Here is a 21,616-nt window from a genome sequence, read left to right as displayed (position 1 = left end):
TACCCGACTGGTTGGCCCGCGCCAACAAGAAGATCACCAATCCCCTGCAACGACGATGGGCGCCCTATCTGGCGCCGTGGGCGATGGTCCATCACGTCGGACGCAAGAGTGGGCGAAACTACTCGAACCCGGTGCTCGCGTGGGTCAGTGAGACGGGCGACGAAAAGAAGATCTACATCATCCTGACCTACGGGCGCGACACCGACTGGGTTCGTAACACGCTCGCCGCGGGCTCGGCCGGGATCACTCGAAAAGGCAAGCAGTACACACTGATCCGGCCCACCATCATTCCCGCCGACTCACCCGACCTTCCGCTCGCAGCCGGTCTCGCAGGCCGCGCGTTCGAGTGGGCACTCCAGGGCACCCTCGTCGCCCCTGACGGCCGCGAGGCGTGGTCGACAGGCACGTCGCGGTGACCCGACACACCGCCGACGACCCGCTCTCCGACTTCGACGTGCGGATCGCAACCCACCACGGCACCCCTCGCCGCGTCCACAGCATCGGCGAGGGACCCGCCGTGATCATCATCGCCGAGATGCCCGGTATCAGCCCCGCCGTCGCCGACTTCGCCAGACGGGTCGCGGGTATCGGAGCAACCGCGGTCATGCCGTCGATCTACGGTGTCGACGGTCAGGACCCGTCACCGTCGAATCTCGGGGTCGTCGGGGCAGCGTCGAACATGCTCGGCACGATGGGACGCGCCTGCATCAGCAGGGATTTCACGATCCTCGCGACGGGCAGGACCTCACCTGCCGTCGAGTGGATGCGGGCATTGGCTGCCGAGGAACACCAGCGTTGCGGCGGGCCGGGGGTCGGCGCGATCGGCATGTGCTTCACCGGTGGGTTCGCTCTCGCGATGGCCACCGACGACCGTATCCTTGCGCCCGTCCTGGCTCAACCGTCGCTGCCGTTCGCTATCAGCCCTCGTCGTGCACGATCACTCGACATCTCCGACGACGACCTCGCAACGGTAGTCGGACGGTGCGCACGCGGACTCGACGTCATGGGCGTGCGATTCGAGGGCGATCGGATGTCGCCACCGTCGCGGTTTGAGTTCCTACGCGAAGTCCTCGGCGACGCGTTCCTTGCGATCGAACTGCCCGATTCGGCGGCCAACCCGGAATCACCGTTGCCGACACCGCATTCCGCGCTCACCAACGACCTCGTCGACGTTCCGGGCGAACCGACGAACGACGCCCTGGTCGCGGTCCTCGACTTCTTCGCCGAGCGGCTCGGGATCACTCCGCAGTCGGTCACCGGCGATCAGTAGCCCCCGATCAGCCCCGGGCGGGCAGCCACGGCAGATCAGTCGCCGCCGAGCAGCCGCTGACGCAGGGCGGCATCCTTGTCGAGCACAAGTTGTTCGAGGCCGCGTTGGAAGGCCTCCATACGTGCACGCAGCACCGGGTCGGATGAACCGAGGATGCGCACCGCGAGCAGCCCCGCGTTGCGCGCGCCGCCTACCGACACGGTTGCCACCGGGACGCCCGCGGGCATCTGCACGATGGACAGCAGCGAGTCCATGCCGTCGAGGTAGCGCAGCGGTACCGGCACACCGATGACCGGCAGCGGGGTGGCAGCGGCGACCATTCCCGGGAGATGTGCCGCGCCTCCCGCACCTGCGATGATCACCTCGATGCCTTCTCCAGCAGCCGACTTCGCGTAGTCGAGCATGCGCTGCGGGGTGCGATGCGCCGAAACGACACCGACCTCGAACGGGACGTCGAACTCCGCGAGCGCTTCGGCCGCGGCCTCCATCGTCGGCCAGTCCGAGTCGCTGCCCATGATCAGTCCGACGCGGGCCCGGCTGCGGATCGGCGGCGACGCCACTTCTGCTTCGAAAGCGGTGCCGGGTTCAAAGGCGGCGCCCGCATCGGTAGTGGTGCCGGACCCCGGAGCGGCGTCGGACTCGTCGGCCACGTCGGGTGCGGATGATGCGTCGTCCTGGGTCGTCCCAGTCTCCGCTGTCCTAGTCTCCGCCGTCCCAGTCTCCGCTGTCCCGGCTTCGGTCGTGTCTGTCTCGTGGTCCACCAGGTCGCCTGTCGTCTCGTCGTTCACAGTCTCGTCGTTCACGGTCTCGTCGTTCACGGTCTCGTCGTTCATGAATGCGGGTCCCAACCGTCTGTCCACTCGGCGTGCGACATCCAGTGCGCCGCGCGCTCGGCACGCTCGCGGACCGCAGCGCCGTCCTCGCCCGGCTTCCCCACGATGTTGACATGGCCGATCTTCCGATCGGCGCGTTCTCCCTTTCCGTACAGGTGAATTCGCGCGTCGGGCGTGCGTGCCATCAGATGGTGGGTGCGCTCATCCATCGACATCTCCGGCGCCTGTGGTGCGCCGAGGATGTTGGCCATCACGGTCACCTCGGCGCGCGGCGAGGTGTCGCCGAGCGGGTAGTCGAGAACGGCCCGGAGATGCTGTTCGAACTGCGACGTGACCGCGCCGTCCATCGTCCAGTGGCCACTGTTGTGCGGACGCATCGCGAGCTCGTTGACCAGCAGCTCGCCGTCGACGGTCTCGAAGAGTTCCATCGCCATCACACCGACGACGCCGAGTTCGGATGCCAGCCGCAGCGACATCTCCTGTGCGCGTTCGGCGGTCTCGGCGCTCAGATCCGGTGCGGGGGCGATGACCACCGCGCACTGTCCCCGACGCTGCACGGTCTCGACGACAGGCCATGCGCCACCCTGCCCGAACGGCGAGCGCGCGATCATCGCCGACAGTTCGCGGCGCATCTGCACCTTTTCCTCGGCGATCAGGTCGACGCCGGCGGTGAACTGCTCGTCGAACACCGCGAGTGCGTCCGGCCCGTTGTCGACGATCCACACGCCACGTCCGTCGTATCCGCCGCGTACGGCCTTCAACACGATGTTCCAGCCGTGCCGTGCACCGAATTCGACGAGTCGGCCGCGAGCCAGTCCGAGGTCACCTGCGAGGTCGGCGAAATCGGGTACAGGTAGCCCCAATTCGCTCAGCTTCACCCGCATCGCCCGCTTGTCCTGCGCGAACACCAACGCGGCTGACGGCGGCCGCACCGCGACGCCCTCGGACTCCAGCACCCGAAGATGCTCGAGGGGCACTCCCTCGTGGTCGAAGGTCAGCGCAACCGCGCCAGTGGCGGCGCGTCGGAGATCGTCGAGATCGTCGTGCGAGCCGAGCACGACGTCCGCACTGACCTGGGCGGCGGGATCTGTCGCACTCGCGGCGAGCACGCGCAGACACTCGCCCAGCGCGATCGAGGCCTGGTGAGTCATCCGGGCGAGCTGACCACCACCGATCATCGTCACGGTCGGCAAGATGTCGCGTTCGGGAATCGCTCGGGCGGCCGCATCGGGCGGTGCCGCGGCGTTTGCGCCGGTATCTGGATCTCGGGCAGTCACGCGATACATCGTGGCATGGCCGGCGTGACTGCCGCTTCACCGACCATGCAATGGGCATCCACGCACATCACCGATGAGGTACCCGGTCGCGCCGCAGCCCCACCCGTGCGCCGACATCACGCGACGTCGACGATGCGCCGGCACCCTGGGGTCGAGCGTTCTCGTGGTCGGCCGCGGGCACCACGATCGCGAACACCGGGGGCCGTCGCGACGTGAGTTCGAGTCGTCCGCCGTCGGCCTCGACGAGTGCTCGGGCGAGTGAGAGTCCGACACCGTTGCCCGCTCCGCCGGAGAACCCTCGACGGAAGATGTCTGTCGCCACGTCGTCGGCGACGCCGGGGCCCTCGTCGGACACGGTGATGCGCAGCATGTCGCCCTTGAGGTCGCTGACGGAGATTCGACATTCCCCGCTGCCGTGCTGCAGCGCGTTGTCGACGAGTACGCTGACCGCTTCCCGCAGCCGACCGGGACCGGCGCTGCGCGCAATCGCGTCGCCGGAGAATGATGCGGCCAACGTGCGACCCTCGGCGGTGAAGGCCTGATCGAAGTCACCGACAAGGGTCATGATCAGCGACGACACGTCGATGCTGTGGGGTTGTACCGGTTCATCGCGTGATGCCGCAACGAGTTCGTCGAGTTCCGCGGCGAGACGCTCAACCTGCCCGAGCGCCGCTTCGGCCTCGCTCACGACGGCCGGATCGTCGTGCAGCGAGAGTTCGTCGAGTCGCAATTGGATCGCGGTCAGGCGCGATCGAATCTGATGCGAGACATCGCCGACGATCTCGCCCTCGCGCTCGAGCCGCAACGCGATCTCGGCATTCGCATCGCCCAGCGCGCGCGAGACGCGGTCGAGCTCGTCGATGCCATAGGTCTTCCACCGTGACCGGAAGTCGCCGCGAGCCATGGCCTCCGAACGGTCGGCGAGGTCGATGAGAGGGTCGGCGATGCGCCCGGCCGTCACCGCGGCCGCGACCGTGCCCGCGGCCATCGATCCGGCGACCACGAGGCAGACGATGCCGACGGCGGCGAGTTGGTCGCTGCGGACGCTGTCCATCGGGATCTCGAGAATCAACGTGCCCGCAGCGCCGAGGCCGATCGAATCCGACATCGTCGCGCCGGTGATGTCGGCGCCGATCGACGTAGTGGCCCGCCTACCGTTGGCGTCCTGATAGCGCAGGGTGAGCCTGCCGTCCTCGGGAAGCATGAGCCGAATCGACTCCGAATCGATCGCCGCATTGTTGAGGTGTTCGCCCATCTCCGCCTGGCGGATGATCTGGTCTGAGATCGTCTTCAGACGCGAATCCATCAACTGGTGCGCGCTGTCGGCCACCCACCACCATGCGATGACGCTGAGTGGGATTCCCAGCAGCGCACCGACCGCCATGAGCATGGCGATCATCGTGTAGAGGATTCGACGGCGCACTGGAAGGTCTCTCCCTAGGCGTCGAACCGAAAGCCGACGCCGCGCACCGTCACGATGTGGCGCGGTCTGTCGTGACGGTCGTCGCCGATCTTGCGACGCAACCAGGAGATGTGCATGTCGAGGGTCTTCGACGAGCGCAGGTCCGCAGAACCCCACACCTCGGTCAGGATCTCGTCGCGCGACACCACCTCACCGGCACGCTCCATGAGGAAGCGCAGCAGGTCGAACTCGCGGTTCGCGAGCACCAGGTCCTCTCCGTTGACGAGCACCCGCCGCCCGCGTGCGTCGAGTTGGATGTCGCCGCCGGTGAGCACGACGTCGACGGTCTGCCGTCGCCGCAGCAGCGCGCGTACCCGCGCGAGCAGTTCGGCCAACCGGAAGGGTTTGCCCACGTAGTCGTCGGCGCCCGCGTCGAGCCCGACGACGAAATCTACCTCGTCGGTGCGCGCGGTCAGCATCAACACCGCGAGCTCAGGACGTTCGACGCGCACGCGCCGACACACCTCGAGTCCGTCGATCTCGGGAAGCCCGAGGTCGAGGATGAGCAACTCGTAGCGTTGATCGCGGGCCTGCTCGAGCGCAGCCGATCCCGTCCCGACGACGTCGCATCCATAGCCCTCACGGGTGAGCGCACGCGCCAGGGGTTCGGCGATCGCCGCGTCGTCTTCTGCCAGCAATACGTCCGTCATCGCCTGTCGACCTCCACGCGGCGAGAGTACGCGGAGTCGCCGTCGTGTCGGCGACCGTCGTGTCTGTCGGCCAGGTCATAGCGGTCGCCGAAGTCATCCTCGTGTTCGTCTAGCACCTCGTGGTACAGGAGCGAATGCACCCGTTCGACCTGCGGCACATCGTCGAACAGGAGCGGTTCGTCGGATGCCGACTCGATGACCAGGGTGCCGGTACGCATCATGCGGTCGAGGAGTCCGTGTCGAAACTCGACGGTGTTGATCCGTCGGATGGGAATGTCGATACCCGAGCGGGTGACCACTCCCCTGCGGAAGATCACGCGACGGTCGGTGAGTACGAAGTGCGTCGATTTCCATGCGATGAGCGGGCGGACGAAGAACCAGACCGCGGCAGCGACCCAGCACGCCGCGACAACCACGTTGAGAATCAGCGCGAGCGTCGTGTTCATTGTCGACGCCCCGATCGCCCCCGCCGCGAGTCCTGCGAGTCCGGTGCACACGATGAAGATCGAGAACGGGCCGACCAGACACTTCCAGTGCGGGTGGTGATGCACGACGACGCGCTCACCACTCGCGAGGTTGTCCCTGGGAAACGACATGAATCTCAGCATATCCGCAGATGAACGGGCGGTCGGTCAACCCGGCCCGGCTCCTGGCGCCCGCTCGGTAGACTGCGTGCACACGACGCGCAACAGGTCAGGAGAACCATGAGCTACCGCGACCCCCGCGACCCCCGAGATCAGGACCCCAGGGATCAGGGAACGGCGCGCTACGAGACCGGCTACTCGCCGCAGTCGCGTGCCTACAGCCAGCCGACCGATCGGTACCAGCAGCAATACGGCAATCAGCAGCCCGGCGACCCTCGCTACAGCTCCGGCCAGTCCGACCCGAGATACGCCGCCGCGGGCTCGTACCCGAACCAGCCCAAGCAGCGTCAACGACCGAACATCAACGCGGGTCTCTACGCGGGCGGCGTCGTGATGACGGGCGTCGTGACCGGCCTGGCCGCCTGGCTGGTGGCGTGGATCATCCGGGCCATCGCCCAACGCGTCAACGAGGCGGGCAATCTCGGCGTCTGGAACCCACTCGCGCAGGACGAGTATTGGTTCGCGATCACCGGATTCCTGTGCGCACTCGCGGGCGGCGCCCTCTGGTACGTCCTCTACCTGACGACCCCGTCGCCCAACCAGTTCTACCGCTGGATCGTCGGGCTACTGATCGCCGCAGCGGTGATCATCCCGCTTGTGCTGTCGGCGCAGATATCCACCGGGATCGGTACGGCAGTGGTGCATCTCGTCATCGGCCTGCCGGTTCTGTCGCTGATCCCCGCAATGGGCGAGAAGAGCATCCAGCGCTGAATCCTGTGGGCGCCGTGCTCAGTCCTGTGCGGGACGCAGGTGCAGCACATCGCCCGCGGCGGCCGTGAATCTCTCGCCGTCATCGGTGCGCACAGTGATCCGCCCCTGCTCGTCGATGTCGTCGGCAACACCCTCGACGTCGCGGTCGCCCGGCAGCGAGAGCCGAACACGACGTCCGAGCGTGTCGCAGCGATCCCGATAACGTCGCGCGACCTCGGCGATGTCGTCGGGCCACGGCGCGTCGGCCAGTGCCCGCAGGTACTCCGCGACCAGTGCGGCAACGTCGACCGGGCGGCCGCTTTCCACCCGCAGGCTCGTGGCCGTCGGCACCGGAAGCTCGTCGGCGGTCATGCCGGTGTTGATTCCGATCCCGACGACCACCACCCCGCCCGTCGGCGCCGGGATGTACTCGGCGAGGATGCCTGCCACCTTTTTCCCGTCGACGAGCACGTCGTTGGGCCACTTGAGTGTGGGACGTACGCCCGTTGCCGACTCGATGGCCGACGCCGCGGCCACCCCCGTCGCCAACGACAACCAGCCCAGCTGCTCGGTCTGATCGCCCGCGTCGAGCGCCACCGAGATGGCCACCTGCCCTCCCGCGGGAGCCGACCACACCCGCGCGTGCCTACCGCGCCCCGACGTCTGGTCGGTAGTGATGCGCACGGTTCCGACGATCCCCGGCTCCCCCGCACGCGCTGCGAGATCGGCGTTGGTCGACCCCGTCGACTCGACGACCTCGATCGTCGACCCCACACCGCTTGCGGGCGAACCGAAGCGTTCCACGATGGCTGCACGCAACGCGTCGGCGTCCTGAGATGGTCGGGAATCCTGTGGTGTCTGCTCGTCGCTCACAGGTATCGAGATTAGTCACCCGAGCAGCGTCGTCGTGGCACACTTCGACACCTCGACGTGGCACCGATCACGAGAAAGATGAGGACGATCTCATATTGGGGTGGTTGACGCGGGCTACCGAGCGCTCGATAGCATCGGCTGTTATGACCTCTGCGCCGCAGCAGCCCGACGCTGCTCCAGACATCCACACCACCGCAGGCAAACTCGCCGACCTGCGCGAGCGCCTCGACGAGACGTTGCATCCGGTCGGTGAGGCCGCCATCGAGAAGATCCACGACAAGGGCAGACTCACCGCCCGCGAGCGCATCACGCATCTTCTCGACGAGGGGTCGTTCGTCGAACTCGACGCGCTCGCCCGTCATCGCAGCACCAACTTCGGTCTCGCGGAACGCCGCCCCGTCGGCGACGGTGTCGTGACCGGGTACGGCACCATCGACGGCCGCGAGGTCTGTGTCTTCAGCCAGGATGTCACCGTCTTCGGCGGCAGCCTCGGCGAGGTCTACGGCGAGAAGATCGTCAAGGTCATGGACCTCGCGATCAAGACCGGCCGCCCTCTGATCGGCATCAACGAGGGTGCGGGCGCCCGCATCCAGGAGGGCGTGGTCTCCCTCGGTCTCTACGCCGACATCTTCTATCGCAATGTGCGCGCATCCGGCGTGATCCCCCAGATCTCGCTGATCATGGGACCTGCTGCCGGCGGCCACGTCTACTCGCCCGCGCTGACCGACTTCGTCGTGATGGTCGACCAGCAGAGCCAGATGTTCATCACCGGTCCCGACGTCATCAAGACGGTCACCGGTGAGGACGTGACGATGGAGGCGCTCGGCGGCGCCAACACCCACATGACCAAGTCGGGTGTGGCCCACTACGTGGCGTCCGACGAGGAGGACGCACTCGAGTACGTCCGCGACCTGCTCGCCTACCTGCCGAGCAATAACCGCGCAGATCCGCCACGGCTGCCCGTCGACGAACCCGCCGCCGGTTCGATCGAGGACACCCTCACCGACGAGGATCTCGAACTCGACACGCTCATCCCCGACTCACCCAACCAGCCGTACGACATGCACGAGGTCATCCGGCGCATCCTCGACGACGACGAGTTCCTCGAGGTGCAGGCCGAGTACGCGACCAACATCCTCGTCGGCTTCGGCCGGGTCGACGGACGCAGCGTCGGCATCGTCGCCAACCAGCCGACGCAGTTCGCGGGTTGCCTCGACATCAACGCATCGGAGAAAGCCGCGCGTTTCGTGCGCACCTGCGACGCATTCAACGTCCCGATCGTGACCCTCGTCGACGTTCCCGGATTCCTCCCCGGCACCGACCAGGAGTACAACGGCATCATCCGTCGTGGGGCCAAGCTGCTCTACGCCTACGGCGAGGCGACCGTCGGCAAGATCACCGTCATCACCCGCAAGGCGTACGGCGGTGCGTATGACGTCATGGGTTCCAAGCACATGGGTGCCGACGTCAACCTTGCGTGGCCGACCGCTCAGATCGCCGTGATGGGCGCATCGGGTGCCGTCGGATTCGTTTATCGTGCGCGCCTCAAGGAGGCCGCGGCCAACGGCGAGGACGTCGACGCGCTGCGCCTCCAGCTGCAGGAGGAGTACGAGGACACGCTGGTCAACCCCTACGTCGCCGCCGAGCGTGGCTACGTGGATGCGGTCATCCCGCCGAGCCATACGCGCGGCCAGATCGCGACAGCACTCAAGCTCCTCGAGCGCAAGGTCGTCAACGTACCGCCCAAGAAGCATGGGAACATTCCGCTGTGAGCTCACCTGACGACAACACGCCTGCCGACGCCGAAGCCGGGCAGCAACCGGCCCGATCTGTGTTGCGTGTCGTGAAGGGCAATCCGACCGACGAGGACGTCGCAGTTCTGGTGGCATTGCTCGCCACGGGTGGCGGTGGCGCTCCGGAACCGGAAAGCACGCAGCCGCGCAACGACTGGGGCCGTCCGATCGACCGCCTCCGTCCCGTGTGGGGTTCGGCGTCGTCGTTCCTGCGCTTCTGACGGGAACGCCGACGTGTCCCGCGAGGAGTCCGACGCGACCCGAACCGGTCGACGCTACGAGGTGATCCTCGGCTCGGCGTCGCCCGCGCGCCTGACGGTGCTGCGTCATGCGGGACTCGACCCGAGAGTCGTCGTAGCCGACGTCGACGAGGACCACCTCCTCGAAACCATGGCTGCCGAGACCCCTGGCGACGCCGTGACGCGACTGGCCGAAGCCAAGGCCGACTCGGTGATCGCAACCCTGTTGGCCGAACGCATCGACCGCGCCGCCACCGACGACGCGCAGAACCTCCCCGACCTCGTCGTGCTCACGTGCGATTCGATGCTCCTGTATCGAGGCACGCTGACGGGTAAACCACACTCGGCGCACGTGGCGATCGAGCAGTGGAAGCGAATGCGCGGCGACGAGGCTCAGCTCGTGACGGGCCACTGCGTGTCACACATCAGCGAACTCGAGGTGGTCGGACGTTCTGCGGAGTCCGCGTCGACGGTGGTCCGGGTCGCCGACGTCGACGACGACGAGATCGAGGCATATGTGTCCACGGGCGAACCGCTCGAGGTCGCGGGTGCGTTCACGCTCGACGGCCGTGGCGGGTGGTTCATCGCGGGTATCGAGGGCGACCCGTCGTCGGTGATCGGCATAGGCCTGCCGACTGTCCGTCACCTTCTGCGCCGACTACACATCCCGGTCGCGGCCCTGTGGTCTCCCAACGCGTCTTCCTAGCACCCGCGCCGGACTGATATCCGGGCACGAGTCGTCCCCGACACGAGTGCCCCGAACGTGTCTGGGTCGTCACAAACCGACTGATGAACCGTGCCCGCCCAACCGTGCGGACGGAGTGTTGTCGACTAGGCTGAATTTCGCCGTCCTGCGCCGCCCGCGCCGTGGCCCGATCCGAGCTGGAGAATCTCACCGTGACTGTGGAAACCGATCCGAACCCGGCCTTCGCCGGTTACGCGCACCCTGAGCGTCTGGTCACCACGCAGTGGCTGTCCGCGCATCTGGGGGCCAAGGGTCTCAAGATCATCGAGTCCGACGAAGACGTCCTGCTCTACGACATCGGTCACATCCCGACCGCACAGAAGGTCGACTGGCACCTTCACCTCAACGATCAGGTGGTGCGCGACTACATCGACGGCGAGCAGTTCGCAGAGTTGATGCGCAGCAAGGGAATCGAACGCGACGACACCATCGTCATCTACGGAGACAAGAGCAACTGGTGGGCCGCGTACGCACTGTGGGTCTTCACGTTGTTCGGTCACGAGGACGTCCGCCTGCTCGACGGCGGTCGCGACGCATGGATGTCGGAGGATCGCGACACCTCGTTCGACGTCCCCGAGTACCCGCGGTCGGACTACCCCGTCGTCGAGCGAGACGACTCGCTGATCCGCGCCTTCGAGGCGGACGTACGCGCCTCGCTCGGCACCGAGCCGCTGGTCGATGTGCGCTCGCCACAGGAGTACACCGGCGAACGCACCCACATGCCCGACTACCCCGAAGAGGGTGCGCTGCGCGGTGGCCACATCCCGACGGCGATCTCTATCCCGTGGGCCAAGGCCGCACGCGCCGACAGTCGATTCCGCTCACGTGCCGAACTCGACGAGATCTACGGCGACCTCGACCCCGCAACCCCGACCATCGCGTACTGCCGCATCGGCGAGCGGTCGAGCCACACCTGGTTCGTGCTGACCCATCTCCTCGGATTCACACACGTGCGCAATTACGACGGGTCGTGGACCGAGTGGGGTAACGCCGTGCGCGTCCCCATCGCGGTGGGTGAAGAACCCGGCGACGCACCCGCATAGGAGTCCCGATGGGCACACTCCCCGCATCCCTCGCCGAGATCGTCGACGACTTTGCCGCACTTGGCGATTCGGACAAGGTGACACTCCTACTCGAGTTCGCGGGCGAACTCCCCGCACTCCCCGACGACCTCGCAACCGAGGCGATGGAACCGGTACCGGAGTGCCAATCTCCGGTGTTCTTATCGGTCGACGCCGCCGACACCGACGCCGTGAGGCTCTATTTCAGCGCCCCGCCGGAGGCCCCGACGACCCGCGGTTTCGCGTCCATCCTCGCCCAGGGGCTCGACGGCGAATCCGCCGACGCGATCCTCGCTGTGCCCGGCGATTTTTACCACGACCTCGGACTCGACGCCGCGGTCAGTCCACTGCGTCTTCGCGGTATGGCCGGGATGCTCGGCCGGGTGAAGAGCCAGGTACGCAGTCAGACCGGTCGTCAGTGAAGTTCATACAGATCCTCGAGGAGCCGATCGAACCGGGCGGTCTCGTCGAGTGGGTTCCTTCTGTTCCCGGCGGACTCGGAGGCTGGCTCGACGACACGCGGCTGACCTCCCACAACCACGAGCAACATCTGCGTGACGCGTTCGACTACCGCGTGCGCACCCGCAAGGAGGGCGGTCGCGAGTCGTGGCTCGGACTGTCGATCCACTTCGACGAACCGCTCTCGATTCCCGCTATCCGTGCCGCGCTGTCGCAGTGGATCGATCGCCACGAGGTACTGCGCAGCCACGTCATCATCAAGGCCGACGGTCTGCACCGGTTGAGCACGCCCCCGGGCACCGTCCGACTGAAGATGGGCCGAATCGGGTGGTATTCCGAGTCCGGTCCGCTCCTCGAACAGATCGCGGGCGCCTTCGACCGCGCGACCGCGCCGATGCAATGGCCCGCCTACATGTTCGCCACCGTCGGCCGCGAATCGTCGTTCACGCTGCTGTTCGCCGCCGACCACTCGTTGGTCGACGGCTACTCGTTGATCATGGCCCAGCACGAGTTGATCACGCTCTATCGAGCCGCACGCGACCGCACCGACCCCGCACTGCCCGAGGTCGGTAGCTACGTCGACTTCAGCGCCCAGGAGCGTCGACTCGCCGACCAGACGGGAGCCGACCATCCCAGCGTGTCCACCTGGACGTCGTTTCTGAAGACAGGCGCAGGCGACATGCCTGCGTTCCAGACACCAGCGGCGAACACCGCCGTCGACGAGCCGCCCGATCCCGCTGTCGACGTCCCGCAGGAGTCGCTGTCGGGTGTGATCGTCGACGACGACTCGGCGAACCGCTTCACGGCGGTGTGCTCGGAGGCCGGCGGCACGCTCACCGCCGGCATACTCGCCGCGTTCGCGATCGTCCATCACCGTCGCACCGGTGATCGAGAGTTCCGCTGCGTCCTGCCGCGGCACACACGAAACGAGCAGCGATGGCTCACCGCGCTGGGTTGGTTCGTCGCCGTCGCCCCCTTCTGCCTCGACATGTCGGATTCGCCCACCTTCGACCAAGCGGTGGCCCGCGCGACCGAAGAGCTCAAACGCGCACGTCAGGGCGCATCGCTGCCCTTCCTGCGTGTTGCGGATCTCATCGGCTATCGGGGTGAGCCGCAGTTCGTCATCTCGTTCATCGACACGCGCTACGCTCCCGGCGCCGCCGAGGCCGACAGCGGCCGCGCCACGGTGATCAGAAGCCACAGTTACGCCCGCAACGAGGTCTTCATCTGGATCAACCGCACACCGTCGGGGATGCGCTTCTCGGCACGATTCCCCCGAGAAAGCCATGTCGGCGAGGTCGTCGGCCCCACGCTGATCGCCGACCCCGAAGCACGTACTGCGCCGGGTGTGATCGCGCGTGAGGAGGGTCCGGTGCACGCCTACCTGCATGATTTCGCCGAGTTCGTCCGGTCCGTCGGTGACGCAAGCACATTCGGTTCCACGGTGTGACCCCGACCGCAACCGAACGATTGCTCGGTGGGCTAGGGTGAACCGCGGAACCCACCCGATAGACTCGAGTGGTTGACGTCGCCCAGGTGACACCCGCCAGGTGAGAGCACAGTCAACGTGACAACACCGCCCAGGCGTGACACCGGTACGACGAAGCCGCACGATCAACAACGAGTGGTGAGACGAGGGGGACGTCGCGCACCGGCGGCAGCACCCCGTGAAGACAGCTCAGCACAGAGCCAGGCCCAGGAGATCAATCAAGTGCCCAGTGAACAAGCGCCCAACTCCACGATCAGCTCCAACTCGACGATCAACAAGGTCCTGATCGCCAATCGAGGAGAGATCGCGGTCCGCGTCATCCGCGCCGCGCGCGACGCCGGAATCCCCAGTGTCGCGGTCTACGCGGAACCTGACGCCAACGCCAAGTTCGTGAAGCTCGCCGACGAAGCCTTCGCCCTCGGCGGTCAGACCTCCGCAGAGTCGTACCTGGTCTTCGACAAGATTCTCGACGCCGCCGCGAAGTCGGGCGCCAACGCCATCCACCCCGGCTATGGATTCCTCTCCGAGAACGCCGATTTCGCCCAGGCAGTGCTCGACGCCGGTCTCATCTGGATCGGACCGTCACCGCAGTCGATCCGCGACCTCGGCGACAAGGTCACCGCGCGCCACATCGCACTGAAGGCCGACGCCCCGATGGCTCCGGGCACCAAGGACCCGGTCCGCAACGCCGACGAGGTCGTCGCGTTCGCCAAGGAGTACGGCGTGCCGGTCGCGATCAAGGCGGCGTTCGGCGGCGGTGGCCGCGGCATGAAGGTGGCCTACACCATCGAGGAGATCCCCGAGCTGTTCGAGTCGGCCACCCGTGAGGCCATCTCCGCGTTCGGTCGCGGCGAGTGCTTCGTCGAGCGCTACCTCGACAAGGCACGCCACGTCGAGGCGCAGGTCATCGCCGATCAGCACGGCAACGTGATCGTCGCCGGTACCCGCGACTGCTCGCTGCAGCGTCGCTTCCAGAAGCTCGTCGAGGAGGCACCCGCACCGTTCCTCACCGACGAACAGCGCAACCGCATCCACTCGTCGGCCAAGGCCATCTGCCGCGAGGCCGGTTACTACGGTGCGGGCACCGTCGAATTCCTCGTCGGCAACGACGGCCTGGTCTCCTTCCTCGAGGTCAACACCCGTCTGCAGGTCGAGCACCCCGTCACCGAGGAGACGTCGGGCATCGACCTCGTCCGCCAGCAGTTCCGCATCGCCAACGGCGAGAAGCTCGAGTTCTCCGAAGACCCCGCACCGCGCGGACACTCGATCGAGTTCCGGATCAACGGCGAAGACCCCGGCCGAAACTTCCTCCCCGCGCCCGGCCCGATCACCGTCTACAAGGAGCCCTCGGGCCCCGGCGTGCGCGTCGACTCCGGCGTGGAGCAGGGCGACGTCATCGGCGGGCAGTTCGATTCGATGCTCGCCAAACTGATCGTCACCGGTGAGAACCGCGAGCAGGCACTCGAGCGTGCCCGCCGCGCACTCGACGAGTTCGAGGTCGAGGGTCTCGCGACGGTTCTGCCCTTCGATCGGCACATCGTCACCAACCCCGCTTTCGTCGGCCACACCGATGAGAACGGCGTCGAGACGTTCGACGTCTACACCAAGTGGATCGAGACCGACTGGGACAACCCGATCGAGCCCTACACCGGTGGCGCAGCCATCGAAGAGGACGATTCGGCGCCGCGGCAGAAGGTGGTCGTCGAGGTCGGTGGCCGCCGCGTCGAGGTCTCACTGCCCGGCGATCTCGCGCTCGGCGGAGGGTCGTCGAGCAATGGTGTCGTCCGCAAGAAGCCCAAGCCGCGCACACGCAGCAAGGGGGCCGGTGCTGCCGCGTCCGGCGACTCGGTTGCCGCGCCCATGCAGGGCACCGTCGTCAAGATCGCCGTCGAGGAGGGCCAGGAGGTCTCCGCAGGCGACCTCGTCGTGGTGCTCGAGGCGATGAAGATGGAGAACCCGGTAACCGCACACAAAGACGGTGTCGTGACCGGCCTCGCCATCGAGGCGGGCGCAGCCGTCACCCAGGGCACCGTGCTGCTCGAGATCAAGTAGCCACTCACCATCCATCCAGTCGGGCCCCACCATGCGGTCGGGCCCGACTGCGTTTCGAGGAGGTCCGATGGAACCGATCGAGATCAACGCGGGCGCCTGGTACCTGCGCGGAGTCCGCGACGACGAGCGGATCTCCGACGCCGCGGCACTACGCGACCTGGGCGTCGACGATCCCGAAGCCTATGTGCGGCAGGTAGATTCGGGTTGGGCCGACGAGTCGTTGTTCACCTGGGCACTCTGTGAGCCGACGACGGGCGAGCTCGTGGCAACCGTGTCGGTAGTTCTCGACGCCGATCGCGCGAGCGTCGTCGGACATGCCCGTGACGGATACGACGACGCGCTCGCTGCCGCGTATCCGGTCGTTGCCCGATTCGCCACGGGAGCACTCGGCGTCACGATGACCGAACCGCAGACGTGACGAGCATCAACTCCTCGTCGATGCGTGCGCGAGTACGTTGAGTTGTAGGGGAAGTAACGACCTACAGGAGATGGTTCACGATGGCAGAGTTCTCCACAGTCACGGTGCTCGGTGCGGGCGTACTCGGATCTCAGATCGCATTCCAGACCGCATACAAGGGAATCGACGTCACGTCCTACGACATCAATCAGCAGGCTCTCGACGCGGCGTCGAAGCGATACGACGAACTCGTCGAGACCTACAAGCGTGAGGTGCCCGGTGCCGCCGACGGCGCAGCGGAGGCGGCGCGCAAGCGCATCACCCTCACCGACGACCTCGCGAAAGCCGCTCAGTCCCAACTGATCATCGAAGCGGTACCCGAAATCCTCGAACTCAAGCAGGACACCTACCGCAAGCTCAACGAACTCGCGCCGAAGGACACAGTCTTCGCAACCAACTCGTCGTCGCTGCTCCCGAGCGACCTCGAATCGTCGACGGGCCGCCCGGACAAGTTCCTCGCACTGCACTTCGCCAACCGGGTCTGGCAGTTCAACACCGCCGAGATCATGGGCACCAAGGACACCGACCCCGCGGTCTACGACAAGGTGGTGAAGTTCGCCGACGAGATCGGAATGGTGCCCATCCAGATCCACAAGGAGAAGGCGGGCTACGTTCTCAATTCGCTGCTGATCCCGTTCCTCAACGCGGCCCTCGAACTCGCCGCAGGCGGCTACGCCGATCCGCAGGATGTGGACAAGACCTGGCGCATCGCCACCGGATCGCCGCTGGGACCGTTCCAGATCTACGACGTCGTCGGACTGATGACGCCGTACAACATCCTGATGAACGGCGATCAGGGCAACCGCCACCTCGGCGCGTGGCTCAAGCAGAATTACATCGACAAGGGCAAGCTCGGCATGGCCAGCGGCGAGGGGTTCTACACCTACCCCAAGCAGGAGCAGCCTGCCTGAGATCGGTGACCGCTTGGCGCTACGGCTCGTCGATGTCGCGTCCCGACGCCAGGTCGGCACAATCAATGGTCTCGACGATGTCGGCGTGCGCGCGCAGATATGCCGCGGCGCCGACATCGCCGTTCAACGAATCAAGCACTCCCGCAAGGTGGTCGGCTCCGAGATAGACCGGATGTCCCGGGACGTCCCGATACCTCGGGCGTACCACGGCATCTCGTCGACTTCCCGCCTGCCTCAGCACCCTCGCAACCACATCGGCGCCGACGTCCGGCATGTCAACAACATGTAAAACCACGCCTGCCACATCGCCTTTCTCGCGCGCCCACGCGAGAGCCGCGCGCACACTCGCCGACAGCCCGTCCGCCCAGTCGCCGACCCGGATCGTCGCAGCACCAGCGGGGGCGCCGACCACCGCCGCACCCATCGTCACGGCCACGTCGTCGCACCCGCCATCGGCCAGCGCCGACACCGCCCCGTTGAGCCAATCCCCGTGCGCTGCAAGAATTTTCGGAATTCCATAGCGACGCCCCTCGCCCGCGGCGAGTACCACGCCAACCACCGGGTCGCCGCCGGCATCATCGGGGCGGTCCGTGTCGTCGACGCGTGCGATGTTCACGGAAGCCGATCGTAGTCGCCTGTCCGAGATCTCCGTTTTAACCTCGCGGAAACGTGCGCTCGTCGCTGCGCGAGAAGTCGCGCGCGGGTCCACTATCTATCTGCTGACGCGCATCCGTTCGCGCATCGGCGCCATATTCGTGTGCTCGGAACACCACCATCCGTTGGAGGCGATCATGACAACCGAGGCGACGCCGGCGTCCCCGCCGGCGAAGAAGCGCAAGCGCGTACACCCCGTCGATCAGGTGCCGCCTCCCGGCAAAATCGTCGCGCTCGGTGCACAGCATGTCGTCGCGTTCTATGCGGGTGCGGTCCTCGTGCCGCTGCTGATCGCCCGCGCGATCAAACTCGACTCCGACGCACTGACGATGCTCATCACGGCCGACCTCTTCACCTGCGGCATCGCATCGCTGCTGCAGTCGGTCGGTATCTGGAAGATCGGCGTGCGTCTGCCGCTGCTCCAGGGCATCACGTTCGCCACGCTCGCCCCGGTCATCCAAATCGCCAATCAACACGGCGGCGGTCGCGTCGGTCTGCAGACCGTCTACGGCGCGGTGATCGCGGCCGGTGTGTTCACCTTCCTCATCGCCCCGTTCTTCGCGAAGCTGATCCGCTTCCTACCACCGGTGGTCACCGGCACCCTGATCACGATCATCGGCGTGTGCCTGATCCCTGTCGGTGCCGGTGACGCGGTGACCAACCCGGCCGAGCATCTGCACGACAACGCCAACTGGAAGTGGGTCTGCTACACGCTCGGCACCATTCTGCTGATCGTGTTGATGCAGCGCTTCTTCCGCGGTTTCATGGCCACGATCGCGGTGCTCCTCGGTTTGGTCGTCGGCACTTTCGTCGCCTGGCTCTGCGGCGACGCCACGTTCAGTTCGGTCGGCGAGGCAGCATGGCTCGGCTTCACACCGCCGTTCGCCTTCGGCGCGCCGAGGTGGGATCTCGTGGCCATCGTGTCGATGATCGTCGTCCTGATGGTGGTCGCCGTGGAATCGACCGGATCGATCTTCGCCACGGGCGAGATCGTCGGCAAACGCATCAAGAAGGAAGACGTCGCAGCGGGTGTTCGTGCCGACGGCGTCGCCACCATCTTCGGCGGCATCTTCAACTCGTTCCCCTACACGGCGTTCTCCGAGAACGTCGGCCTGGTGCGCCTGACAGGCGTCAAGAGCCGCTGGGTTGTCGCGTGTGCAGGCGTCATCATGATCATCCTGGGCTGCCTGCCCAAGCTCGCGAAGATCGTCGAGTCGATTCCGGCCCCGGTCCTCGGTGGCGCTGCGCTCATCATGTTCGCGACCGTGGCCATCGTGGGAATCCAGACGCTCACGTCGGTCGACTTCACCGATCACCGCAACCTCATCATCGCGGCAACCTCGCTGGCAGTCGCGCTCTACGTGCAGTTCTCGCAGTCGTCGACCCCGACCACCGTCATCGAGAAGGGCGGCGCACACGTCGATGTTCCCGCGCTGCCCGGCGTCGACCAGTCGATGCCCAACATGATCTTGCAGATCCCGTTCTCAACGGGCATCACCATGGGCGCGATCACCGCAGTTCTGTTGAACCTCTTGTTCTTCCACATCGGACGACGCGGCCCAGCGGTCGCGGGCCGCGGTGCGATCACACTCGACGCGGTGAACAAGATGAGTTTCGTCGAGTTCAACGAGACGTTCGGCGGCCTCGTGCAGAACGTCGACTGGGTGGTCGAACGCGCCTACGAGCAGCGTCCGTTCGAAGACGTTCACGATCTGCGCAGCGCCTTCCAGGAGGCCATGCTGACCGGTAGCGATGAAGAGCAACTCCAGCTCATTCAGGCCTTCCCCGATCTCGGAGCCGAAGACGAGATCGGAGAGTTGACCGCCGTCGATCACAAGGGGCTGTCACATCTGGAGGAGACCGAGCACGAGAACGTCGTCGACCTCGCGAAGGCGTACAAGGAGCACTTCGGGTTCCCGCTGGTCATCGACGCACAGGAGGCCGAGCGTTACGACCGCGTGCTGCGCAACGGCTGGGCGCGCATGGACAACTCCGAGACCTCGGAGAAGTCCTTCGCCCTCATCGAGATCGCGAAGATCGCCAACCACCGGTTCGACGATCTGGTGGCCGACGCCAACCCACTGACGTCGGCTCGATTCAGCCGGCAGCCAGAGCTCTCGTAGGCTGACCGCGTGCGACGAGTCGATTGGCGAGGTCTGCCCAGTTTCAACGAGCTGTCCGAGCGACAAGCGATCGGCACCCTCTATGAGTGCTGTAGCTCGTCGATCTGGGCGTTGCGCGTCGCCAAGGCGCGCCCGTTCGTCGACGACGACGCGCTGTTGGAGTACGCCGATCTGATACTCGCCGAGCTGACCGAATCCGACCTCGACGAGGCGCTGTCCGGGCACCCCCGCATCGGTGACCGCCCCGACAACGCCTCGTCGAGCAGGGAACAGTCCGGGGTCGCAGGCGCCGACCCCGAGGTGCTCGCCGAGCTCAAACAGCTCAACAAGGAGTACGACGAGAAGTTCGGACACGTCTACCTCGTGTTCGCCAACGGACGCCCCGCGGAGGAGCTACTCGCCATCCTCAAGGAGCGCATTCGCAACGACGCGCCGACCGAACGGCGCGTCCTGCGCATGGAGCTCGCGAAGATCAATCGCAGTCGGCTGCAACGGATGTTGACGCCTGCTATCGAATTCGTCGACGACTAGGCTGACCTCATGACCGGTCTGTCCACCCATGTCCTCGACGCCGTCACCGGTGCGCCGGCCGTCGGCATGTCCATCGCGCTGCGCGACGTCGACGGCGAACAACTGGCATCCGGCACCACCGACAGCGACGGTCGCATCTCACAGGTCAACGTCGACCCGCTCGCGCCAGGCACCTACCACCTCGTGTTCGCGACGGCGGATTGGTTCGGCGCCAACGGAATTGTCGGCTTCTACCCGCAGATCGACATCTGCTTCACCGTCGACGACCCGAACCGGCATTATCACGTACCGGTGCTGCTGAGCCCATACTCGTATTCGACGTATCGCGGGAGCTGAGGCTGCGCGCTCGGATGCTCGGACGGCTCACGCGTCTCCGCTGACCGGAGTGTAGGGCGAGATGTCGTAGGCGGTCTGGACCAGGTCGGGACGCTTGCCGTCGTTGAGCGTGCGGTCCCACAACGCCGACACCTGCGACTTGATGTCGTCCACCGTGTGGGCGGGAAGCACGTGTCGGTAGTCGGTGTCGCTGCCGGTGAGCACGTCGAGGGTGACCTCGATGACTTCTTCCGGGTCGAACTGCTCATGCGGAAACGAGAGCTTCTCGTAATCGAAGAGTCGGGTCGACGGATCGTCTTCCCACGACTTCCATGCCTCGAACATCGTGTCGTTGAAGCCGGTCAGGAATGGTCCGGGGTTGATCGTCGCCACCGTGATTCCGTATTCGCTGAGCTCTTGATCGAGTGCGTCGGCGAACGCCTCGACGGCGTGCTTCGACCCGGCGTAGGCGCCGGTGAACGGATCGACGGTGAGGCCCGCGACCGACGACATGAACACGATCTTGCCGCCACCCTTGGCCACCATGGCCTTCGCGATCGGCTGGGTCAGCAGGATCGGCCCGAAGACGTTGACCTCGAACTGCCTCCTGATGTTCGCGGCGGGAATGTCCACCGACGACCCGCCCTCGGAGATGCCCGCGTTGTTCAGCAGGACGTCGACGTCCCACTGTGCGGCCTTGTCCCGATCTCCTTCATCGGTGACGTCGAGCTTCTCCACGCGGAGGTCGACGCCGCGTTCCTTCGCCTCGGCGCGCAGGACGTTGACCTGCGCGATGATCTCGACGCCTGCGATGACGTCGTGGCCTCGCTCGGCGAGGCGCAGTGCGACCTCCTTACCGAAGCCGCTGCCTGCACCGGTGATGAGATACGTCGTGTTCGTTTGTTCAGTCACCTAGTTGGTTCGGAACCGTTGGGGTTCGCGGATTCATGGCGATGGTCGTCTCCTGGGTCACAACGGTCAGGATGACGACGAGACGGCTGCGCTATGCTGCAACGGCAGCTGGTTCGCCCGCCGGGAATTGTGATGGAGCCCCTCCGTCCCGCGCGCGGGGGGTGTCAGATGGTCTG

23 protein-coding genes are annotated in these 21,616 nt (G+C 66.1%); 15 read left to right on the top strand and 8 right to left on the bottom strand.

Going from position 1 to position 21,616, the window contains the following annotated elements; translation table 11 throughout:
- The coding region (locus B3T59_RS17180; RefSeq protein WP_287004453.1) for a nitroreductase family deazaflavin-dependent oxidoreductase at positions 1–416 on the top strand (416 nt) is incomplete at its 5' end.
- On the top strand, positions 413–1,270 hold the full coding sequence (locus B3T59_RS17175; protein WP_287004452.1) for a dienelactone hydrolase family protein: 858 nt from the start codon (positions 413–415) through the stop codon (positions 1,268–1,270). The genes B3T59_RS17180 and B3T59_RS17175, both read left to right, overlap by 4 nt.
- A gap of 35 nt (positions 1,271–1,305) precedes the next feature.
- On the opposite strand, the gene purE is transcribed toward B3T59_RS17175, so the two are convergent.
- The 5 genes from purE to B3T59_RS17150 all read right to left on the bottom strand — a co-directional run bounded on the left by purE (position 1,306) and on the right by B3T59_RS17150 (position 6,088).
- The gene (purE, locus tag B3T59_RS17170) at positions 1,306–1,830 is read right to left on the bottom strand and encodes a 5-(carboxyamino)imidazole ribonucleotide mutase (RefSeq protein ID WP_287004454.1); all 525 of its coding nucleotides are present in this window, start codon (positions 1,828–1,830) and stop codon (positions 1,306–1,308) included.
- A 269-nt stretch (positions 1,831–2,099) separates the two neighbouring features.
- Complete coding sequence (locus B3T59_RS17165) at positions 2,100–3,389, bottom strand: 5-(carboxyamino)imidazole ribonucleotide synthase (RefSeq protein ID WP_287004451.1); 1,290 nt, start codon at positions 3,387–3,389, stop codon at positions 2,100–2,102.
- 58 nt (positions 3,390–3,447) lie between these two features.
- Positions 3,448–4,803 (bottom strand): sensor histidine kinase, encoded by a 1,356-nt coding sequence (locus tag B3T59_RS17160; protein WP_287004450.1) that lies wholly within the window; start codon positions 4,801–4,803, stop codon positions 3,448–3,450.
- A gap of 14 nt (positions 4,804–4,817) precedes the next feature.
- A complete protein-coding gene (locus tag B3T59_RS17155; protein ID WP_251723248.1) occupies positions 4,818–5,492 on the bottom strand; it encodes a response regulator transcription factor in 675 nt (224 codons plus the stop codon).
- Complete coding sequence (locus tag B3T59_RS17150) at positions 5,489–6,088, bottom strand: PH domain-containing protein (protein WP_251723249.1); 600 nt, start codon at positions 6,086–6,088, stop codon at positions 5,489–5,491. Before B3T59_RS17150 ends, B3T59_RS17155 begins: the two co-directional genes overlap by 4 nt.
- Before the next feature lie 108 nt (positions 6,089–6,196).
- Here B3T59_RS17150 and B3T59_RS17145 point away from each other — a divergent pair, with 108 nt between their 5' ends.
- Positions 6,197–6,847 carry a DUF6069 family protein gene (locus B3T59_RS17145; protein WP_005205811.1) on the top strand — a complete coding sequence of 217 codons (651 nt, stop codon included), beginning with the start codon at positions 6,197–6,199 and terminating at the stop codon, positions 6,845–6,847.
- An 18-nt stretch (positions 6,848–6,865) separates the two neighbouring features.
- On the opposite strand, the gene B3T59_RS17140 is transcribed toward B3T59_RS17145, so the two are convergent.
- On the bottom strand, positions 6,866–7,699 hold the full coding sequence (locus B3T59_RS17140) for a biotin--[acetyl-CoA-carboxylase] ligase (protein ID WP_141630857.1): 834 nt from the start codon (positions 7,697–7,699) through the stop codon (positions 6,866–6,868).
- A 143-nt stretch (positions 7,700–7,842) separates the two neighbouring features.
- Here B3T59_RS17140 and B3T59_RS17135 point away from each other — a divergent pair, with 143 nt between their 5' ends.
- From B3T59_RS17135 to B3T59_RS17095, 9 genes are all read left to right on the top strand, one after another.
- Positions 7,843–9,471 carry an acyl-CoA carboxylase subunit beta gene (locus tag B3T59_RS17135; RefSeq protein WP_005205813.1) on the top strand — a complete coding sequence of 543 codons (1,629 nt, stop codon included), beginning with the start codon at positions 7,843–7,845 and terminating at the stop codon, positions 9,469–9,471.
- Complete coding sequence (locus tag B3T59_RS17130) at positions 9,468–9,713, top strand: acyl-CoA carboxylase subunit epsilon (protein WP_287004446.1); 246 nt, start codon at positions 9,468–9,470, stop codon at positions 9,711–9,713. The genes B3T59_RS17135 and B3T59_RS17130 overlap by 4 nt, the downstream gene beginning before the upstream one ends.
- Positions 9,714–9,726: 13 nt before the next feature.
- Positions 9,727–10,437 (top strand): Maf family protein, encoded by a 711-nt coding sequence (locus B3T59_RS17125; protein ID WP_287004445.1) that lies wholly within the window; start codon positions 9,727–9,729, stop codon positions 10,435–10,437.
- A gap of 191 nt (positions 10,438–10,628) precedes the next feature.
- The gene (locus B3T59_RS17120; RefSeq protein ID WP_287004443.1) at positions 10,629–11,519 is read left to right on the top strand and encodes a sulfurtransferase; all 891 of its coding nucleotides are present in this window, start codon (positions 10,629–10,631) and stop codon (positions 11,517–11,519) included.
- Between the two features lie 8 nt (positions 11,520–11,527).
- Positions 11,528–11,959 (top strand): SufE family protein, encoded by a 432-nt coding sequence (locus tag B3T59_RS17115; RefSeq protein ID WP_287004441.1) that lies wholly within the window; start codon positions 11,528–11,530, stop codon positions 11,957–11,959.
- Positions 11,956–13,446: a condensation domain-containing protein gene (locus tag B3T59_RS17110; protein ID WP_064903424.1), complete on the top strand. Its 1,491-nt coding sequence runs from the start codon at positions 11,956–11,958 to the stop codon at positions 13,444–13,446. The genes B3T59_RS17115 and B3T59_RS17110 overlap by 4 nt, the downstream gene beginning before the upstream one ends.
- A 261-nt stretch (positions 13,447–13,707) precedes the next feature.
- A complete protein-coding gene (locus B3T59_RS17105) occupies positions 13,708–15,537 on the top strand; it encodes an acetyl/propionyl/methylcrotonyl-CoA carboxylase subunit alpha (protein WP_197501301.1) in 1,830 nt (609 codons plus the stop codon).
- A gap of 67 nt (positions 15,538–15,604) precedes the next feature.
- Positions 15,605–15,955 (top strand): hypothetical protein, encoded by a 351-nt coding sequence (locus tag B3T59_RS17100; RefSeq protein ID WP_064905816.1) that lies wholly within the window; start codon positions 15,605–15,607, stop codon positions 15,953–15,955.
- Between the two features lie 80 nt (positions 15,956–16,035).
- A complete protein-coding gene (locus tag B3T59_RS17095; RefSeq protein WP_005205821.1) occupies positions 16,036–16,905 on the top strand; it encodes a 3-hydroxyacyl-CoA dehydrogenase in 870 nt (289 codons plus the stop codon).
- Between the two features lie 19 nt (positions 16,906–16,924).
- Here the strand turns inward: B3T59_RS17095 and B3T59_RS17090 are convergent, their stop codons facing one another.
- On the bottom strand, positions 16,925–17,521 hold the full coding sequence (locus tag B3T59_RS17090; RefSeq protein ID WP_287004440.1) for a nucleotidyltransferase family protein: 597 nt from the start codon (positions 17,519–17,521) through the stop codon (positions 16,925–16,927).
- Positions 17,522–17,696: 175 nt separating this feature from the next.
- Here B3T59_RS17090 and B3T59_RS17085 point away from each other — a divergent pair, with 175 nt between their 5' ends.
- Genes B3T59_RS17085 through uraH form a run of 3 tightly spaced genes read left to right on the top strand, consistent with a single transcriptional unit; the run spans position 17,697 to position 20,549 of the window.
- Positions 17,697–19,682 carry a solute carrier family 23 protein gene (locus B3T59_RS17085; protein WP_287004439.1) on the top strand — a complete coding sequence of 662 codons (1,986 nt, stop codon included), beginning with the start codon at positions 17,697–17,699 and terminating at the stop codon, positions 19,680–19,682.
- A 9-nt stretch (positions 19,683–19,691) separates the two neighbouring features.
- Entirely contained in the window at positions 19,692–20,213 is a 522-nt protein-coding gene (gene uraD / locus B3T59_RS17080) for a 2-oxo-4-hydroxy-4-carboxy-5-ureidoimidazoline decarboxylase (RefSeq protein ID WP_005205825.1), read from the top strand.
- A 9-nt stretch (positions 20,214–20,222) separates the two neighbouring features.
- Positions 20,223–20,549: a hydroxyisourate hydrolase gene (uraH, locus tag B3T59_RS17075; protein ID WP_005205826.1), complete on the top strand. Its 327-nt coding sequence runs from the start codon at positions 20,223–20,225 to the stop codon at positions 20,547–20,549.
- A gap of 27 nt (positions 20,550–20,576) precedes the next feature.
- Here uraH and B3T59_RS17070 read toward each other — a convergent pair whose 3' ends face one another.
- Positions 20,577–21,440, bottom strand: coding sequence for an SDR family oxidoreductase (locus B3T59_RS17070; protein WP_005205827.1), 864 nt, complete (start codon positions 21,438–21,440; stop codon positions 20,577–20,579).
- Positions 21,441–21,616: the final 176 nt, after the last annotated feature.

The organism is Gordonia sp. UBA7860 (assembly GCF_002500165.1).
In the GTDB taxonomy this organism is placed as follows: Bacteria; Actinomycetota; Actinomycetes; order Mycobacteriales; family Mycobacteriaceae; genus Gordonia; species Gordonia sputi.
This window is presented reverse-complemented; position numbering and strand designations above follow the sequence as displayed.

What these genes read in the sequence shown, in the direction of transcription:
- B3T59_RS17165 (WP_287004451.1), bottom strand. Translation starts at nt 3,389, where the DNA reads ATGTATCGCGTGACTGCCCGAGATCCAGATACCGGCGCAAACGCCGCG.
- B3T59_RS17155 (WP_251723248.1), bottom strand. Translation starts at nt 5,492, where the DNA reads ATGACGGACGTATTGCTGGCAGAAGACGACGCGGCGATCGCCGAACCC.
- B3T59_RS17150 (WP_251723249.1), bottom strand. Translation starts at nt 6,088, where the DNA reads ATGTCGTTTCCCAGGGACAACCTCGCGAGTGGTGAGCGCGTCGTCGTG.
- B3T59_RS17145 (WP_005205811.1), top strand. Translation starts at nt 6,197, where the DNA reads ATGAGCTACCGCGACCCCCGCGACCCCCGAGATCAGGACCCCAGGGAT.
- B3T59_RS17135 (WP_005205813.1), top strand. Translation starts at nt 7,843, where the DNA reads ATGACCTCTGCGCCGCAGCAGCCCGACGCTGCTCCAGACATCCACACC.
- B3T59_RS17115 (WP_287004441.1), top strand. Translation starts at nt 11,528, where the DNA reads ATGGGCACACTCCCCGCATCCCTCGCCGAGATCGTCGACGACTTTGCC.
- B3T59_RS17100 (WP_064905816.1), top strand. Translation starts at nt 15,605, where the DNA reads ATGGAACCGATCGAGATCAACGCGGGCGCCTGGTACCTGCGCGGAGTC.
- B3T59_RS17095 (WP_005205821.1), top strand. Translation starts at nt 16,036, where the DNA reads ATGGCAGAGTTCTCCACAGTCACGGTGCTCGGTGCGGGCGTACTCGGA.
- B3T59_RS17085 (WP_287004439.1), top strand. Translation starts at nt 17,697, where the DNA reads ATGACAACCGAGGCGACGCCGGCGTCCCCGCCGGCGAAGAAGCGCAAG.
- uraH (WP_005205826.1), top strand. Translation starts at nt 20,223, where the DNA reads ATGACCGGTCTGTCCACCCATGTCCTCGACGCCGTCACCGGTGCGCCG.